Source organism: Parabacteroides sp. 52, from assembly GCF_010500925.1.
Taxonomy (GTDB): domain Bacteria; phylum Bacteroidota; class Bacteroidia; order Bacteroidales; family Tannerellaceae; genus QVMG01.
Map to the genome: position 1 here is coordinate 64214 of NZ_QVMG01000003.1, position 18086 is coordinate 82299.

The 18086-nt window shown below is 44.5% G+C and carries 15 protein-coding genes and 3 tRNA genes; 14 read left to right on the forward strand and 4 right to left on the reverse strand.

Going from position 1 to position 18086, the window contains the following annotated elements; all coding sequences use genetic code 11:
• Positions 1-44 precede the first annotated feature (44 nt).
• Together D0T51_RS03750 and D0T51_RS03755 are read left to right on the forward strand one after the other, a co-directional pair.
• Positions 45-584 (forward strand): HDIG domain-containing metalloprotein, encoded by a 540-nt coding sequence (locus D0T51_RS03750; protein WP_163725560.1) that lies wholly within the window; start codon positions 45-47, stop codon positions 582-584.
• Between the two features lie 288 nt (positions 585-872).
• Positions 873-3647, forward strand: coding sequence for a putative LPS assembly protein LptD (locus D0T51_RS03755; protein ID WP_373457003.1), 2775 nt, complete (start codon positions 873-875; stop codon positions 3645-3647).
• A gap of 4 nt (positions 3648-3651) precedes the next feature.
• Here D0T51_RS03755 and ung read toward each other — a convergent pair whose 3' ends face one another.
• Positions 3652-4314, reverse strand: coding sequence for a uracil-DNA glycosylase (gene ung, locus D0T51_RS03760; RefSeq protein ID WP_163725395.1), 663 nt, complete (start codon positions 4312-4314; stop codon positions 3652-3654).
• 98 nt (positions 4315-4412) lie between these two features.
• Positions 4413-5450: an aspartate--ammonia ligase gene (gene asnA, locus D0T51_RS03765; RefSeq protein WP_163725398.1), complete on the reverse strand. Its 1038-nt coding sequence runs from the start codon at positions 5448-5450 to the stop codon at positions 4413-4415.
• A gap of 200 nt (positions 5451-5650) precedes the next feature.
• Between asnA and D0T51_RS03770 the strand changes: the two genes are divergently transcribed.
• The 10 genes from D0T51_RS03770 (at position 5651) to D0T51_RS03815 (ending at position 12495) form a co-directional block, all read left to right on the forward strand.
• Positions 5651-5722: transfer RNA gene (locus tag D0T51_RS03770), tRNA-Arg, on the forward strand.
• 209 nt (positions 5723-5931) lie between these two features.
• Positions 5932-6366 carry a DoxX family protein gene (locus D0T51_RS03775; RefSeq protein ID WP_163725401.1) on the forward strand — a complete coding sequence of 145 codons (435 nt, stop codon included), beginning with the start codon at positions 5932-5934 and terminating at the stop codon, positions 6364-6366.
• Between the two features lie 141 nt (positions 6367-6507).
• Positions 6508-6582 (forward strand) — tRNA-Val (locus D0T51_RS03780).
• A 29-nt stretch (positions 6583-6611) separates the two neighbouring features.
• A tRNA-Val gene (locus D0T51_RS03785) sits at positions 6612-6686 on the forward strand.
• A gap of 232 nt (positions 6687-6918) precedes the next feature.
• A complete protein-coding gene (locus D0T51_RS03790; protein WP_163725403.1) occupies positions 6919-7632 on the forward strand; it encodes a ThiF family adenylyltransferase in 714 nt (237 codons plus the stop codon).
• A 13-nt stretch (positions 7633-7645) separates the two neighbouring features.
• Entirely contained in the window at positions 7646-8302 is a 657-nt protein-coding gene (locus D0T51_RS03795) for an ABC transporter ATP-binding protein (protein ID WP_163725405.1), read from the forward strand.
• A gap of 12 nt (positions 8303-8314) precedes the next feature.
• On the forward strand, positions 8315-9685 hold the full coding sequence (locus D0T51_RS03800; protein ID WP_163725408.1) for a sodium-dependent transporter: 1371 nt from the start codon (positions 8315-8317) through the stop codon (positions 9683-9685).
• A 76-nt stretch (positions 9686-9761) separates the two neighbouring features.
• Entirely contained in the window at positions 9762-10490 is a 729-nt protein-coding gene (locus tag D0T51_RS03805; protein ID WP_163725411.1) for a helix-hairpin-helix domain-containing protein, read from the forward strand.
• 103 nt (positions 10491-10593) lie between these two features.
• Complete coding sequence (gene cysS, locus D0T51_RS03810; RefSeq protein ID WP_163725414.1) at positions 10594-12069, forward strand: cysteine--tRNA ligase; 1476 nt, start codon at positions 10594-10596, stop codon at positions 12067-12069.
• Between the two features lie 18 nt (positions 12070-12087).
• The gene (locus D0T51_RS03815) at positions 12088-12495 is read left to right on the forward strand and encodes a PaaI family thioesterase (RefSeq protein WP_163725417.1); all 408 of its coding nucleotides are present in this window, start codon (positions 12088-12090) and stop codon (positions 12493-12495) included.
• A gap of 42 nt (positions 12496-12537) precedes the next feature.
• Here the strand turns inward: D0T51_RS03815 and D0T51_RS03820 are convergent, their stop codons facing one another.
• Both D0T51_RS03820 and D0T51_RS03825 read right to left on the reverse strand, forming a co-directional pair.
• Positions 12538-14451, reverse strand: a complete 1914-nt coding sequence (locus D0T51_RS03820; RefSeq protein ID WP_163725420.1) for an Ig-like domain-containing domain — start codon at positions 14449-14451, stop codon at positions 12538-12540.
• Between the two features lie 99 nt (positions 14452-14550).
• Positions 14551-15831 (reverse strand): DUF2851 family protein, encoded by a 1281-nt coding sequence (locus D0T51_RS03825; RefSeq protein WP_163725423.1) that lies wholly within the window; start codon positions 15829-15831, stop codon positions 14551-14553.
• Between the two features lie 111 nt (positions 15832-15942).
• Between D0T51_RS03825 and dapB the strand changes: the two genes are divergently transcribed.
• Positions 15943-16659: a 4-hydroxy-tetrahydrodipicolinate reductase gene (gene dapB, locus D0T51_RS03830; RefSeq protein ID WP_163725426.1), complete on the forward strand. Its 717-nt coding sequence runs from the start codon at positions 15943-15945 to the stop codon at positions 16657-16659.
• A gap of 21 nt (positions 16660-16680) precedes the next feature.
• Positions 16681-18081 (forward strand): signal peptidase I, encoded by a 1401-nt coding sequence (gene lepB / locus D0T51_RS03835; protein ID WP_163725428.1) that lies wholly within the window; start codon positions 16681-16683, stop codon positions 18079-18081.
• The last annotated feature ends 5 nt before the right edge of the window (positions 18082-18086 follow it).

Below are 18086 nucleotides of genomic sequence, written 5' to 3' on the forward strand. Positions count from 1 at the left end.
CGAACGGAGATAAAATGATAGATACAAACAGAATATACCTTTATATGGATCCTTACCAATTGATTGAGAAATATTATCCTGTCGGTTCCGAATCGTACAAAATCCTGGTGGCACATAGCCGGAGCGTAGCGGATAAGGCTTTGTCTATTGCCCGGTTGCATCCGGAGATGGCATTGGACAAGACGTTTATTGAAGAAGCGGCTTTGTTGCATGATATCGGTGTGTTTTTATGCCATGCACCTTCAATAGGCTGTCGGGGAGAAGCGGAATATATTTGTCACGGCTACCTGGGAGCAGACCTGATGCGTAAAGAGGGTTTCCCGCGGCATGCATTGGTGTGCGAACGGCATACCGGAACGGGCATAAGCCTGCAGATGATCCGGGAGCAGAAGTTGCCGTTACCCCTGCGGAACTTCTTACCGGAGACCTTGGAGGAACAATTGATCTGTTTCGCCGATAAGTTTTTCAGTAAGACAAAATTGGAGAAGGAGAAGTCCGTCGACAAGATAAAACAGGGACTTTCCCGTTACGGGAAAGAGACAACAGAGCGTTTTGACGATTGGTGTAAACTCTTTTTAGGGTAATTCTCTCTGTCAGGCTCGTTTATTTGTTATACATTTGCAGCCGGATTGACAAGGAATCGATAATTGATGATGAACAAGAAATAACCGGCAATGAGAGGGAAACAGACGGCATCTATACAGCCGCCTAAGGTGGCTACTAATTGTCAATTGGCTAAGGACCAACGCTGTTTGTCAATTGGACCAGGACCTTTATTGCCTGCCGATTGGGGGAAGAGGAATGCCGTTTGCCGGATCGTTTTTGCCCTCTTTGTCTTTTTGTCCTGTCCCCTCCTACTGTCTGCCCAGGAGATGAACCACTCCTTGGAAGAAATCCTGCCTCCCATCCCTCCCTTAGACAGGGATACGCTGATTTCCAATACTTTCTCATCCTCCGACACTTTATTGATAGCCAAAAATGACAGTGTCATGCAATCAGACAGTGTGCCCCGGAAAAATGCCCTGGATGCACCGGTGAGCTATCAATCGACCGACTCCATTGTGATGACAGCGGGAAACTGGGCGTATATCTTTGGAGAAGGAGTGGTGAAATACCAGAATATTGAACTGCAATCCGAAACCATCGAAATGAATATGGACAGCAGCATTGTTTTTGCCAAGTTCGGTTTGGATTCGATCGGAGAAGAGTTTGGTTATCCTATCTTCAAAGAAGGAGAGCAACAGTATGAGTCGCGTACCATGCGCTATAATTTCAAATCCCGCAAAGGGTATATATCCGATGTGGTTACCCAGCAAGGCGAAGGATTTGTGACGGCTGAACGAACCAAAAAGATGGAATCGGATGTGATGAATATGGTCAATGGACGTTATACCACCTGCGACCATCATGACCACCCGCACTTTTATATACAAATTACCAAAGGCAAGATCCGTCCGCATAAGAACATCGTTACCGGGCCTGTTTACCTTGTTATCGAAGACGTGCCCTTACCCCTGGCTCTGCCGTTCGCTTTTTTCCCTTTTTCCAGCAGCTATCAGTCGGGCATTATTATGCCCAGTTATGGGGATGAGTCGGCCCGGGGCTTCAGCTTACGGGACGGAGGGTATTACTTTGCCATCAGCGACTATGTGGATCTGGCATTGACGGGAGAGATCTATACAAAAGGATCCTGGGGATTAAGCGCCCGCTCTTCCTACCGGAAGCGTTATAAGTTCTCTGGCAATTTCAATGCTTCTTACCAGGTGACCAAAACAGGAGATAAAATAAAATTACCCCCTGGGGTACAGGGCGATTATAGCCTGTCGAAAGACTTTAAGGTCAACTGGACACATACACAAGATGCCAAAGCCAATCCATACAGAACATTTTCGGCGAGTGTCAACTTTGCAACCTCTAGCTTCGACAGGAATAGTGCGACCGGTTATTTAGGCAGTGGATCAGGCAATTATGCGGATGCGACACAGAATACGAAAGGGTCGTCCGTGAGCATCACCCAGCGCTTCCCAAACAGTCCGTTTAGTATATCGGGAACAATGAATATCAATCAACGCTCCAAGGACTCGGCAATTGCTGTGACCTTGCCCGATATATCGATCACCATGAATCGTATCTATCCGTTTAAGCGTAAAAATGCGATCGGCAAAGACCGGTGGTATGAAAAAATCTCCATGAGTTATACCGGATACCTGCGCAACAGTATCGATACCAAAGAAGACCTGATCCTGAAATCCAACCTGGTAAAAGACTGGAGAAACGCTATGCAGCATACGATACCTGTCAGTGCGACTTTCAATGTATTGAAATATATAAATATATCCCCCAGCTTCAATTATAAGGAACGGTGGTATACAAGTAAAATAGAGAAAACATACGATCCGCAATTGCAACGGTTGGCACCGACAGATACGACCTACGGTTTTTACAGACTGTTTGATTACAGCGCTTCTGTTTCTGCCTCAACGACATTGTATGGAAACTTTATTCCTATAGCCGCTTTGCAGAAGTGGACCAAGGTGAAACATATACGGCACCGGTTCGAACCTTCTATCAGCCTCAGTGCCACACCGGATTTCGGTTCTTCCCGCTATGGGTATTATGAGACTTACCATTATATCGGATCCGATGGAAAAGAAGTAACGGATCAATATTCACCGTTTGCACATAATCAGTTCGGTACTCCGGGAAGAGGGAAGTCCGGAAGCATCAATTTCAGCCTCGACAATAACCTTGAGATGAAAATAATATCGGCCAGGGATTCAAGCGGAGAACGCAAAATCAGTCTGATTGATAAACTCTCTCTGGGCATGAGTTACAATATGGCCGTTGATACTTTCCAATGGAGTGACCTGAATGTAGGTCTGCGCCTGAAACTATCGAAAAGCTATACCTTGAATCTGACCGGGGTCTTTGATACGTATACATACGAAGCCGGAGCAAGGGACGAACATGGCACAATCACCACCCTTCGCAAACGCAATGTGTTGCGCTGGAACGCAGGGAAGGGGATCGGACGTTTGCGGTCTACCGGCACAAGTTTCTCGTATACTTTTAATAACGAAACGCTCAAAAAACTATTAGGCAGAGGCTCTGAAGAGGATGCTTCGAATAAGACAAATGGCTCTGCAGGCGATGATGCGCACACCCCTCCCGATGGCATGGATACAGATAGGATGCATGCACATGGTGAAAAAGACGAGGGACGTTTGTTGGGCGCTAAAAAAGAAACGGGTGAATATGATTCGGACGGATACCTGATTACAAGTATTCCCTGGAGTCTTTCTTTTAGTTACAGCATGCGGTTAGGGTATAATACGCGGAGTATTGACCAAAAGAATCTGGAGTATAAGTATGCGGTAACACACAGCCTCAGCTTTAACGGGAATATCCAGCCAACAAAGAACTGGCGGTTGAATTTTAATGCTACCTATGATTTTGATCAGAAAAAAATATCTTTTATGACATGTAATATCTCCCGGGATTTGCATTGTTTCCAGATGACTGCCAGCTTTGTTCCGGTGGGCCCCTATAAATCTTATTCTTTCTCTGTGGCAGTAAGCTCTGCCTTACTGAAAGACCTGAAATACGATCAGAGCAGCAATTACCGCGATGCGTTAAAATGGTATTAATCGTCTACCATTGGATAGGCAACTGCCCGGTAGCTATCAGATAATCGTTTGCCTTGCTGAAATGTTTGTTTCCGAAAAATCCCCGATAGGCAGAAAGAGGCGAAGGATGAGCCGACTTAAGAACCAGGTTACATGTGTCATCTATAAAACCTCCTTTGCGTTGGGCGTAAGATCCCCAAAGAATATATACAATATGTTTACGATTCTCGGCTAAGCGATGGATAACTGCGTCTGTAAAGGTTTCCCAGCCTTTGTTCTGGTGAGATCCTGCCTGGTGCGCCCGCACGGTAAGGGTGGCGTTTAAGAGCAATACGCCTTGCTCAGCCCACCGATTCAGATTGCCACTGGCTGGCATCGGCTGAGCCAAATCACTTTCTATCTCTTTAAATATATTTAATAAGGAAGGAGGAAAAGAGACTCCGTCTTGCACGGAAAAACATAGGCCATGCGCCTGACGGGGTTCATGATAAGGGTCCTGTCCGAGAATGACCACTTTGACCTTGTCAAACGGGCAATGCATAAATGCATTGAATATCTCTTTCCCGGGAGGATATACTGTTCCCTGTTGATACTCCGTACGAACAAAGTCCGTCAATTGTCTGAAATAATCTTTTTCAAATTCGGAACTTAATTGTTCCTTCCAGGTCTGTTCTATTTTAACGTCCACACTTCTATGAATTGAAAGTTGAAAATGGAAAATTCTATTTATCTCCTCAAAGGTAAGAAGTTCCCTCTAATTTTCAACTTTCCATTTTCTATTTCCCCTTAAATCAACGGCATTCCGGCTTCCGCGGCTTCGTGCCGCATCTCTTCCGGCCATATGCTTGCCTGGATCTCTCCGATATGGGCTTTGCGCAGGTAAAACATACACAGACGGCTTTGGCCGATCCCTCCTCCAATGCTTAAGGGGAGTTCGTCGTTCAACAAACGTTTGTGAAAAAATAATTCTTTTTTATTTTCCGAGCCGGTGATTGCTAACTGACGCAAAAGAGCTTCTTTGTCTACACGTATCCCCATAGAAGAGAGTTCCAGGGAACGGTTCAAAACATCATCCCAAACCAATAGATCTCCGTTTAAACCCGTTTGCCCGTTTGTTGCGACGGTAGACCAGTCGTCATAATCCGGTGCCCGGCCATCGTGTTTCTCCCCGTTTTTCAACGTGCATCCTATACCGATAATGAATACGGCACCGTATTCTTTGGCTATGGCATCCTCTCTTTCTTTGGGCGTGAGGTTCGGATAACGTTGCAGTAGTTCTTCCGAATGAATGAAAAATATGTCTTGGGGCAGTACCGGTTTGATTTTAGGAAACATTTCATACACCATATATTCCGTGCGAACCATGGCTGCGTAAATGCGACGAACAATCATCTTCAAGAAATCAACCGTGCGTTCTTCCCGGCTCATGACACGCTCCCAGTCCCATTGATCCACATAAAGCGAATGTAAATTGCCCAATTCTTCGTCCGAACGGATGGCATTCATGTCTGTATATATACCGTATCCCTCTTCTATGTTATAATCGGCCAATGTAAGGCGTTTCCATTTAGCCAGGGAATGGACAATCTCCGCTTGGGCGTCCCCCAAATCTTTTATAGGAAAAGTAACTGCACGCTCCGTCCCATTCAAATCATCATTAATCCCCAAGCCTTTCAAAACGAATAGAGGAGCTGTGACGCGGCGTAAACGTAACTCCGAAGAAAGGTTCTGCTGGAAAAAGTCTTTAATCTTTTTGATACCGAGTTCTGTCTGGCAAAGATTAAGAATGGCTTTGTATCCGGCCGGTTTTATTAAATAGCTCATGTAATTGTTGTGTTTAGTGCATGATTATGACCGACAAAGATAATTATATCGATCAAAACATCAACAATATCACCTGTTTTATTTGCAAAATGGAAGAAAATACACAAGAGAACAGTGCAAATTATCAAAATCAATAAAAACCTCCTTCTGTTTGCGAAACTAAGAGAATATATGTACTTTTGCCGAATTCTTAGTAAAAGGCACCCGTAGTTCAATGGATAGAATATCGGATTCCGGTTCCGACGATGTGGGTTCGATTCCCGCCGGGTGTACATTAGAAGCCGCTTGTAGAGCGGCTTTTGTTGTTTCCAAGCGGCTACTACGGCTATTTAAAAGGTTTTCATTGTGCGTTAACATGCGCAAATACGCGTTAATATTCTACCCTTTTCGGACTTATTTCGTACCTTTTTCGCACCCCACATTAAACAATCAACCCTTCCTCCTGTTTTATACATAAAAATCCCTTTAAAACAGATTCGGTATGAATGCAATCCTAAAATTTCTTTTTCCCCTGAAACCGGAGGGGCATAACATCTCTTTATTATTATTGGCTTTCCGTATATTGTTTGGCATTTTGCTAATGACACATGGTGTGCAAAAGTGGATGCAGTTTTCGCAACTCTCAGCGAACTTTCCGGACCCGTTGGCAGTAGGCAGTGACATCTCATTGGGGCTGGCTATTTTTGGAGAGGTGATTTGCTCCATTGGCTTTATTTTGGGAATAGGGTATCGCCTGGCCATCCTGCCAATGATTTTCACTATGGGGGTTGCCTTTTTTGTTATCCATGGAGGAGATCCTTTCGCCGTGAAAGAATTGGCATTTGTCTACATGATAGTTTACATTATTATGTTTATCATAGGGCCCGGTCGATATGCACTGGATAGATACCTTGCCGTTTCAATCGCTAAAAAGTAATGTATCTGTTTTTTTGTAACGCATAGCCCTTTCAAACCGTATATTTTCTCTTCGTTTTTTATTTTTTCCAGTCAAATGTTTGGAAGCAAGAAAAAAAGACATATCTTTGCACCGTCTTTAGAGAAAGGCATACTTTTGAAAGGGCGTTTAGCTCAGCTGGTTCAGAGCATCTGCCTTACAAGCAGAGGGTCGGCGGTTCGAATCCGTCAACGCCCACTTTCAAAAAACAACATTTCTCCCTACAAGGGCGTTTAGCTCAGCTGGTTCAGAGCATCTGCCTTACAAGCAGAGGGTCGGCGGTTCGAATCCGTCAACGCCCACAAAACGGTAAAATCCTAATAAGACAGGAGAAGCCAACAAAAGACAAAAAGTCTGTTAGTCAGTAGATTAACAGACTTTTTTATTTTACCCTCGGACAAGAAAAGATTCTGAAAGTGGGACACCATACATAAGACTTCCCTAAGAAGGTTATCCGTTTTGTTTTTTATACGATGAAGGGAGGATTAGTGAATTGTAGATTTTTACCTACTTTTGTATCCAAAAAGACAGATAATGAGTTTTCCCTGGAACAACCGAACAGAATTACTTTTAGGAGCAGAACGGACAGCGCATTTGGCTCAATGTCACGTATTGGTCATTGGCTTAGGGGGTGTAGGGGCGTATGCGGCGGAGCAGATTTGCCGGGCCGGGATAGGGCGGATGACGATTGTCGATGCCGACACGGTGCAAGAAAGCAACCTCAACCGGCAGTTACCCTCTTTGCATACGACATTAGGCAAAGCCAAAGCCGAGGTGATGGGAGAACGTTTACGGGATATCAATCCACAGTTGGAGTTAACAGTCGTCCATGAATTTCTACGGGACGAGCGAACGGAGGAGGTTCTTTCTGCCGCCCCCTATGATTTTATTGTGGATGCGATCGATTCACTCAGCCCCAAGGTTTATCTTATCTGTGCCGCTTTGCAAAGGCAGATCCCTATTGTTTCTTCGATGGGTGCCGGTGCGAAGACGGATCCTTCCCAAGTACGATTGGCAGATATCTCGAAATCTTTTAATTGCACATTGGCTAAGATGGTCAGAAAGCGTCTGCATAAGAAGGGTATCCGTAAAGGCATCCCTGTTGTTTTTTCGACAGAGATGGTTCATACGGATGCAGTGATAGAGGTGAAGAATGAAGAATGCAAAAAGACAACTGCCGGAACAGTGTCGTATATGCCGGCTATATTCGGTTGTTTTCTTGCTTCCTATGTGATACAAAATATATAAATGCATCCCGATAATGATACAAACGAAAGGAATAAGAAAGAGTTTCGGTTCTCTACAAGTACTCAAAGGCATTGATCTTACCATTCAAAAAAGTGAGGTAGTTGCCATCGTCGGTCCAAGTGGTGCAGGCAAAACCACTTTATTGCAGATTATCGGCACATTGGATTCGCCCGACAGCGGCCAACTACTCATCAACAACACATTAGTGGACGGCATGAATGACAAAGACTTATCCGCTTTCCGGAATAAAAACATAGGATTTGTCTTTCAATTCCATCAACTGCTTCCTGAGTTCACTGCATTGGAGAATGTCATGATCCCGGCGCTTATAGGCAAAGAGAAAGCAGGCGTAGCCGAAAAGAGAGCCAAAGAGTTATTGGATTTCATGAAGTTATCCGACCGGATGACACATAAGCCGGCGGAGTTGTCAGGAGGGGAAAAGCAACGAATCGCAGTAGCCCGGGCATTGATTAATAACCCGGCAGTGATCCTCGCCGACGAACCCTCGGGAAGTTTGGATACGAAGAACAAAGAGGAACTTCACGCTCTTTTCTTTGAATTACGGGATCAGATGAAACAAACATTTGTATTGGTTACACATGACGAGCAACTGGCACGCGACACGGACCGGGTCATTCATATGCGGGATGGCGTGATTGTTACGGAATAAAAAAGACAATATATGACAAACGAAAACAGGGTTACTTTTGGCAGTAAATTGGGTGTGATAATGGCAACGGTAGGTAGTGCCGTCGGCTTAGGCAATATCTGGCGTTTTCCTTATATGTTAGGAGAAAACGGAGGAGCGGCTTTTCTTCTGATTTATTTTGCCTGTATCCTGGTTTTAGGTTTACCAGTGATGATCACCGAGTTCTTCATTGGCCGCCATACCCACCGGAATGCTGCCGGCGCTTTTAAGACAATAGCTCCGGGAACCCGATGGAGTCTGATCGGATACAATGGGGTACTTGCCGCTTTTCTTATTCTGGGCTTTTATTGTGTCATTGCCGGATGGACCTGCGAGTATATTCTGCAATCCGCAACCGGTGCTTTGCATGGGAAAAGTGTAGAAGAGTTCAAAGAGAGTTTCGACATCTTCTCTTCCGGCACGTTGCGTCCGATCGGCTGGACAGTTGCTTTTGTTTTACTGACGCATATCATTATAGTCTCCGGGGTAAAACAAGGCATCGAACGGGCCTCCAAGGTGATGATGCCTTTATTGTTTCTCATACTTTTCATCTTATGCATCCGCTCGGTCACCTTACCGGGGGCAGAAAAAGGACTGGCCTTCCTCTTTTACCCGAATTTCAGTAAGATCACCTCATCGGTCATATTAAGTGCCATGGGACAGGCCTTCTTCTCATTAAGTATCGGCATGGGTTGTCTGATTACTTATTCTTCTTATTTCAATAAAAAGACCAACCTGCAAACCACCGCTTTGCAAGTGACGCTTTTGGACACAGTCGTTGCACTTCTGGCGGGGGTGATGATTTTCCCGGCCGTTTTCAGTTTCGGTATAGCTCCGACAGCCGGGCCGGAGTTGGTGTTTATCACTTTACCCAATGTCTTTGATCAGTTGCCGATGGGCAATATATGGTCTTTTATCTTTTTCATCCTGCTTGCCGTGGCGGCGTTGACTTCTACCATCTCTCTTCACGAGGTAGCGACAGCCTATGTACATGAAGAATATAGGCTATCAAGAAAGAAAGCGGCCCTCTTTGTTTCAGCTGGCGTCCTGGTATTGGGCACCATCAGTTCCCTTTCTTTTGGTGTATTGAAAGACTTCAGTGTTTGCGGATTAACCTTTTTCAATCTGTTAGACTATATCACGGCCAAGATCATGCTTCCTTTAGGCGGTATGATGATTTGCATCTTTGTAGGGATGCGCGTAGACAAAAAGATTCTGAAGGCGGAATTGACAAACGAGGGAACGATCTCTTTTCATTTCTTTAATACCTATGCCTTTGCTATGAAATACATTGCACCACTGCTTATCGGACTGGTTTTCCTAAACGAATTGGGATTATTGAACCTATTGGTAAGACTTTTCTGATAGCAACCTAAAGCCCTTGTTTATTCCCCCGGGAAAACTTATCTTTACCTTTTTAATAACCAAAACACCTCTGACTATGCATTGGCGTGATTTCTTTTATTTCTCCAAAGGAGAACGAAGGGCATTGACTTTTTTACTATGCCTGATTACTGCCGCCTGGCTTGCGTTGATATTGACAGATCATCGTGGGGCGCTTGTTCCCGGCAGTGACAGTATATCCACCCCGGTTGTTTCCCCTGTCTGTATTTATCTGCCTGAAAAGGAAGAAAAAAGAGATCCTCAGCAAGAAGAAAAAGAAATAATTCCCCCTTCAGAAAAGAAATCTCCTATTAAGCAACTCCTCTCTCCTTCAAAAAAAGCACCTTTTTATCAAACGATTCCCCAAACAGAGAAGTATCGGGTGGGCACAATTGTCGAGTTGAATACCGCCGATACGGTTGTCCTGAAAAAGGTACCAGGTATAGGCAGCACCTTTTCCCGCAGGATCATAAAATACAGGGAGTTATTAGGCGGTTTTTATAGTGTCGAACAATTGGCTGAAGTCTATGGAATAGACGAAGACCGGTTTCAGAAGCTAAAGCAGTGGTTTTGTGTAAACGACCAACTGATCCTCAAATCTTCCTTCAATAGTCTTTCTTTCGATTCATTGAACAGACATCCCTATTTGAATTACAAACAAGTACGGGCCATCCAGAGGTTACATAAACAAAAAGGGAAGCTCACCGGTTGGGAGAACCTGCTGTTATTGGAAGAATTTACCGCCTCGGATATGGAACGGTTGAAATATTATTTTTGTTTTGAATAAATGCGGCAGTCTTTCCCTTGCTTTGTGATCAATCTATTCATGAATAACCGGGGGTTACAGAGATTATTTCTATCTTTGCAGTTCTTATTAATACAAAGAGATCATGGAACATCCATTGTATATTTACAATACCCTTGGCAGGAAGAAAGAACAATTCATCCCACTGCATGCCCCCCATGTCGGCATGTATGTTTGTGGGCCGACAGTATATGGTGATGCGCATTTGGGACATGCACGTCCGGCAATTACATTCGACCTCTTATTTCGTTATTTGCAACACCTAGGTTATAAGGTGCGTTACGTACGTAATATCACGGATGTAGGTCATCTGGAGCATGATGCAGATGCCGGAGAGGACAAAATTGCCAAGAAGGCACGATTGGAAGAGTTGGAACCGATGGAGGTGGTACAGTTTTATCTGAATCGCTATCATAAAGCCATGGAAGCGTTGAATGTACTTCCTCCCAGTATTGAGCCACATGCATCCGGACACATTATCGAACAAATCGAGCTCGTAGAGAAAATCATGCAAAACGGTTTTGCCTATGAGAGTGACGGCTCGGTTTATTTCGATGTAGAGAAATATGACAAACAACATACGTATGGCATCCTGTCGGGACGGCATATTGAAGATATGATCAATACCACCCGCGCACTGGATGGACAGGAGGAGAAAAAGAATCCGATTGACTTCGCCTTGTGGAAAAAAGCACAACCCGAACACATCATGCGCTGGCCTTCGCCTTGGAGTAACGGTTTCCCGGGATGGCATTGCGAATGTACGGCAATGGGCAAGAAGTACCTGGGGGAACATTTTGATATCCACGGGGGCGGAATGGACTTGATCTTCCCGCATCATGAATGTGAGATTGCGCAATCGGTTGCTTCCCAAGGAGATGATATGGTACATTACTGGATGCATAACAATATGATCACAGTAAATGGGCAGAAGATGGGAAAATCATTGGGCAACTTCATTACGCTGGACGAATTCTTTACGGGCAATCATAAAATGTTGACACAGGCTTATTCACCGATGACCATCCGTTTCTTCATTCTACAGGCTCATTACCGCAGCACGGTAGACTTTAGCAATGAAGCATTGCAAGCTTCGGAAAAAGGCTTGGCCCGCCTAATGGATGCCTACCACGCCTTGTCTAAGATACAAGCGGCAGAGACCACCTCTGTTGAAGTAAGCGGATTACGAAAAAAATGCTTCGATGCATTGAACGACGATTTGAACTCTCCCATTGCCATCTCTCACCTCTTCGATGCCGCCCGGGCAATCAATACGGTCAAAGACGGCAAAGGCAGTTTATCTGCCGAAGATCTGAAAGAGTTGCAGGAGGTATTCCAATTGTTCCTTTTGGATATTATGGGACTAAAAGACGAGGCCACTGCGGAAGGGGGGCATACGGAGGCTTTTGGTAAAGCGATCGATCTTTTGCTTTCAATCCGTCAACAGGCAAAGGAAAACAAAGACTGGTCGACCTCGGATAAGATCCGGAATGAATTAACGGCTCTTGGTTTCGAGATTAAGGACACCAAAGAGGGAGCCGAATGGAAGATAAACAAATGATGGTTAATCAGTAACAAAATGACTATAAATGAATTTTTAAAGGGCGATCAATTCGCCCTTTTTGCCGGAGTCGAACTTCTTGAGGTGGGCAATGGTTATGCCAAAGCCCGGATGGAGATAAAACCGATGCACCTAAATGGAGGCGGTGTTTGCCAGGGAGGCGCGCTCTTTACATTGGCCGACCTGGCTTTTGCGGCGGCAACAAACAGCCATGCCCGGCTTACATTATCGATTACCTCCAGCATCCATTTCTTCCAATCGGAAAGTCAGGGTTTCCTTTATGCAGAAGCCAAGGAAGTATTTGACCACAAACGATTGGCGAATTGCGAGGTACGCATAAAGAATGAAACAGGAGAATTGATTGCTACATTTACCGGTACGGGGTACAGAAAAGACAGTCCACTGCCTTTCGCCCCGATCGATTGAACATATGCCGGTGTATTATAAATTCTTTCTGAAGAGAACCTTTTAAAACGACAAGCCTCCCCCACGATTGGAGTTTCCTGAAGATTGTCTTTTCCCTTCTTCTTTATAATCTCTTTTCTTCTGAGTAGTCTCTTTGGGCTTGTTCTTGGTGATATCAAGAGGTTTTTGCATATGCAATGGGGTGCTTAATACATTCCAATCCGAAATTTCCTGTTCCCAGTTCTGCATTATCTCAATCACTTTCGGATAATAATAGACCGGTTCAGGCTGTTGCTTTTCGGCATAATTGCCTGTATCCCAAATATCATTCTCATTCAGGTCGACAATCAGGCGGGCGTAATATTTATCCGGTTTTAAGTCCATAAACAAAGCACCTCCATTTACGACCCTGGCTTTTCGGACAGGCATATCCGAAGCGTTTAATAATTCCACAAAAGAAGCCGCTTCTATGCCGGACACATTGAGATAGAGGTGTCCGTATTCTTCTTTCTTTTTTATCTTAAACTCACTCTTAAACCCATTGTTCCATCTCCCGTAGACACTAAAGACAGAGGCAGAGTCGATCTCCAATAAATATTCATTGCCATACTGCCAGGGACGTTTAATCAGATAGCGCAAGGAGTTGGTGGAATCCGGGGAGAAGTCAAATTCTACCGGCACCCATAAGGAGTCGGTTCGTTGATGCAGGAAGAACTTTTCTTTTGAGACATCCAATACCGGTTCGTTGAATAAGACAAATACCGTATCGTAAAGATTGAGGGTTCCACCGGCATTTATATCCATCCCCAAGAAGACGACAGGGTCCGGCTCGTCATTCTTTTTGTTTTTTTTCTTTTCCGGGGCACGGTTGCGGAAGTTAAACTGTACCGTATCGGTTTGCGGACGTAAGATATTCAGAGAATCACTTTTGGAATAAGTGAATGCCAAACGCAAGGTGTCCTGCTTCCATACGGTAGAATCCATCAGCCAGAAGTTCACGGTTCTTCCCTCCTCTGCCGTTTGAATATAATACCAATCACTCTCTACCGGTTCGAAGTTCACCGGAACGGGAAGGGGAATTGTATCGAGCGGGGCATTGTATTTGGCTGTCAACAAATGACGTTCCGCACGTTCGGGGCGCAACATATATTGCCGTTCGAACTTTTCTTTGAAAAGGAGTAACTGAATATCATCCGGCAGAAAGCGGGTATACGGAATAGTACGCACCGTATCAATGGTTAAGCTATCCAACCAGGTGGTATCCTTGCGGATGGCAAACTCAAAAGTCGGGACAATCAGTGAGTCGGAGAAGGCTATATCTTCTCCGGATTGATCGAATCTATAATCGCGGTTCACATCATTCAATCCAAAAATATGATAACTCCCCGGGGAAATATTCCGGATAGTGAACTTCCCTCTCTCGTCCGTACGGGATGTACGGAAGAAAGGTTCTTTGACGAAAGCCGAATCTTCCAGGTTTTTATGTAATCCGACAGTGATACCGGGCATTGGTTCCAAATTCTCTGCGTTCAGTAACAAACCGGAAATCTCCAAAGAGTCGATCATTTCGCCTGTCGAGAAGGCAAAAGTAAAGTTCTCCAATACGTTCTTTTCGTTATTATCGACGACAGAGTTGGTAAAGTCTATGGTGTAGGTGGTATTGGGCTGCAGGGAGTCTTTCAGTTCGACAACGATCTTTTTCCCTTGTGCCCGGATGATAGGCATTTGCAACTGAGGAGGGGTTATAATGACATTTTCCGATGGTTTTTCCAACTGGATAAGCTCGTTGAAAAGAATCTCCACCCTCTTTCCCGTATAGTTTATTTCGTTGGGAGCCGGGGTACTGCTTATATATTTAGGCGGCGTTTCATCATAGGGTCCACCATTGGGTGTACCTATACTTGCACATGAATAGATCAGTAACAAAAACAATCCGTTTATTACCGGTAAGACATTCTTTCTCTGTATCTTCCTCATTCTGACAATCCTCATTCTATGGAGAGGACAAAAATAGGTAAAATTACAATGACATAACGAGGATGAGGTCGTATTTAATCAATCTTTGCATTCGGGATTTCATTTAACCGGCACCGTACTCCTCTTCAAAAAACGAAAACCAATCCGGCAGTAAAGGCATTTTTTTTGATCACAATAGGCTCGTTTCAGTTGTATAAGTGCCTGTGAATCGCCTGCATGACGCACCTCTATCCCGGCTTTGCGGAAGGTATATACAATATTGTTTTTCTCCGGAGGGATTTTCTCCAACAGAGTGTTTGCCCGTTCACAATAGGTAATACGATTGGCATGTTGGCCATAAGCAAAAAGCATGGGTACTACGGTATTGATCAATAATACATTTAACGACTCCTCTCCTATCGTTTTTTCTTTTACCGGCGAAGCATGACGGAAATGATAATGCGTCTGCCAATAAGCAGAAGGAAGAATGCGGAAATATTTTTTTATCTGGTTGGGACTAGTAATTTCCAGGATCAGGGAGAAAAGGGTATCGTATCTGACCCAGAGTGCAGCCAATTGCGCCAGCCGTTGGTGTGGGAAATTACCCGGTCGCAGGCGCAGGTTCTTAAACAAAGAGGCATCCAGGGGTTTCAGACCGAACTTATGTTTGAGAAAGCGGTACTCCCTTTGTAAAAGGAGATAATAGGGACAATGTCCGGGATACTCCAACATACCCGCCTGTCCGAACAACATGGCTTCTACCTGTGCGTGATTGCATCGGTGTTTCTGGATACAGTGAAAGGGTAAACTTTTGGCTAGCCATTCAAATGCATCGCTGTTGACACCGAAACCGAAATTACGGGTAAGGGTAATATAAAACACTTCATTCCAGTCGTTATTGTATTGCTCCAATAAAGACAGTATATCTGCCGTTTTCCGCTCCAACCGTTCTTCCAGAAGAGCTGCCAGCCAAACAGAACAGTGCAAAGGTTCAATCTCCCGGATGTAGGGCAGGCAAGGCATAGCCGTTTCCTGATGAAGCAACCAGTCTATGTTCTCTCGTATATTCTCCGGAATAGTGAGGATAACCTGGGGAATAGGTTCTCCGGTAGTACGTAAGATGCGGGCATCATCGAGGCCGGTCACATGCAGGATAACCGAGTCATAAGCTTTATCCCTGTCATGATGATGATGTATCCAGTCGGAAGCCTTCTCGTGGATCTCTATACTTCCGGCCCATACGGTATTCTCTATCTTAATTTTTGCATTAAAAAAGTCGGGACCGGCATCTGTATTATGAATTCCCGGATCAAGCACCTGGAAAGAGACGCCGTCGGTAGTGGTTAAAGTGGACGCGTCATATAGTTTGTATTTCCAAACATAATGCAATAAACGTTCCATAAACATTCAGAGTTAAGATTCTTTTTCACAAATGTAATTCATTTTCTGTATATTTGCATCTTTATAACCAGTCATTTGGCTGAGGAATGATCACTTATTGTATAAAAAAAGATGAAGATTGCACTTATAGGTTACGGAAAAATGGGGAAGACCATCGAACGGATTGCGCTTGAAAGAGGTCACCAGATTGTTTCAATCATTGATATCAATAATACAGAAGACTTTACTTCGGAAGCATTTCAAAGTGCGGATGTAGCGATTGAGTTTACAGTTCCTGCTACTGCTTTCGATAATTATATGAAATGTTTCGCAGCCAGCGTACCGGTTGTTTCGGGTACTACCGGATGGCTTGATCGTTTGCCTATAATCAAAGAAAAATGTGAAAAAGAAGGGCAGACCTTCTTCTACGCATCCAACTTTAGTATTGGCGTAAATATTTTCTTCGCCCTCAACAAGTACCTGGCAAAGATCATGAATAACTTCCCTAACTACAATGCAAGTATGACGGAAACACACCATATCCACAAACTGGATGCTCCGAGTGGAACGGCTATATCCCTGGCGGAAGATTTGATCGCAGAGGTCGAAAGAAAAAAGCGTTGGGTGTTAGGAACCGAGAAAGAAACAACCGATTTATCTATTGCAGCTATCCGTGAAGGAGAAGTGCCCGGCATACATGAAATTGTTTACGAATCGGATGTAGACAGCATCCGTATCGAACATGATGCCAAAAGCCGGGAAGGATTTGCTTTAGGAGCGGTTGTGGCTGCCGAGTTTACTGCCGGGAAGAAAGGTTTCCTGGGCATGAGTGACCTGTTTAAGTTTTAATGCATTAAAAATCAGCGAAAGATGAAGAAGCTCCCAACAAAGTTTACTAAAAAACAATGGATTAAATTCGGTATGGCCGCTGTCCTGTATACGCTGTTTGCCCTCTGGATGCAAAATGGCTGGTTGTTACTGGGCTTAATCGTATTGGTCGATATATTCCTCACCCAATTTATCCCTTGGGGAGCCTGGAAGAAAACAAAGAACCCGCGGTTACGGAATGTACTTGAATGGGTAGATGATATTCTATTTGCCCTGGTAGCCGTATACATGATCAATCTGTTTATCTTTCAGAACTATCAGATACCCAGCTCCTCCTTGGAGAAATCTTTATTGGTAGGCGACTATCTGTTTGTCAGCAAATTAAGCTACGGCCCACGCGTTCCGAATACTCCGCTTTCTTTTCCTTTGGTACAGAATACCCTTCCGATCTTGAATACAAAGTCTTACCTGGAATGGCCCAGTTGGGATTATAAGCGCGTAAAAGGGTTGGGCAAGATAAAACGGAATGATATTGTTGTCTTTAACTTCCCTGCCGGTGATACGATAGCCGTGAAACAACAAAACCCCGACTTCTACTCCTGGCTTGAACTGGTTGGCAGAGACCGGCTTTATATGGACAAAGCCACTTTCGGAGATATTATCTACCGCCCGGTGGATAAACGGGAGAATTATGTAAAAAGATGCATCGGCATGCCTGGAGACTCGTTGGAGATACGTGACAACCAAGTGTACATCAATGGTATTGCCGGAGAGAACCCGACTGAAATGCAATTCGTTTATTATGTCGAAACAGACGGTTCTCCTTTGACAGAAGACCAGTTCCGCCTGTTAAATGTCAGCAAAGAGGATCGCATAAGGGTGTCTTCCGACGTACACATTTCTTTAGGGCTCCAGCCGAATGATGCGGGCCAATATTATCCCTTATATGAATTGCCGCTGACAGAGAAAGCGGTAGCCATAGCCAAGAAACTGCCGATAGTTAGAAATGTAATGATTCAACCCGAACCCCAGTTTTCAAGCGGGTATTACCCTGTGAACTATAAAAAAACCGGATGGGGACGAGATAATTATGGTCCGATATGGATTCCTCAAAAAGGGGAGACCATCGAGTTGAATGAGCAAAACCTGGCTTTGTATAGCCGGTGTATCAAGAACTACGAAAACAACACATTGGAAGTAAAGAACGGCAATGTCTATATCAATGGAGAACTGGCAACCACCTATACCTTCCGATACGATTACTACTGGATGATGGGAGACAACCGTCATAAAAGTGCAGACAGTCGTTCTTGGGGCTTTGTACCCGAAGACCATATCGTAGGTAAACCCATCCTTATCTGGTTGTCATTGGATAAAGACCGCAGCCTTTTTGACGGAGGAATCCGCTGGAATCGTCTTTTCCGCATGGTTCATGCTGATTAATAAGG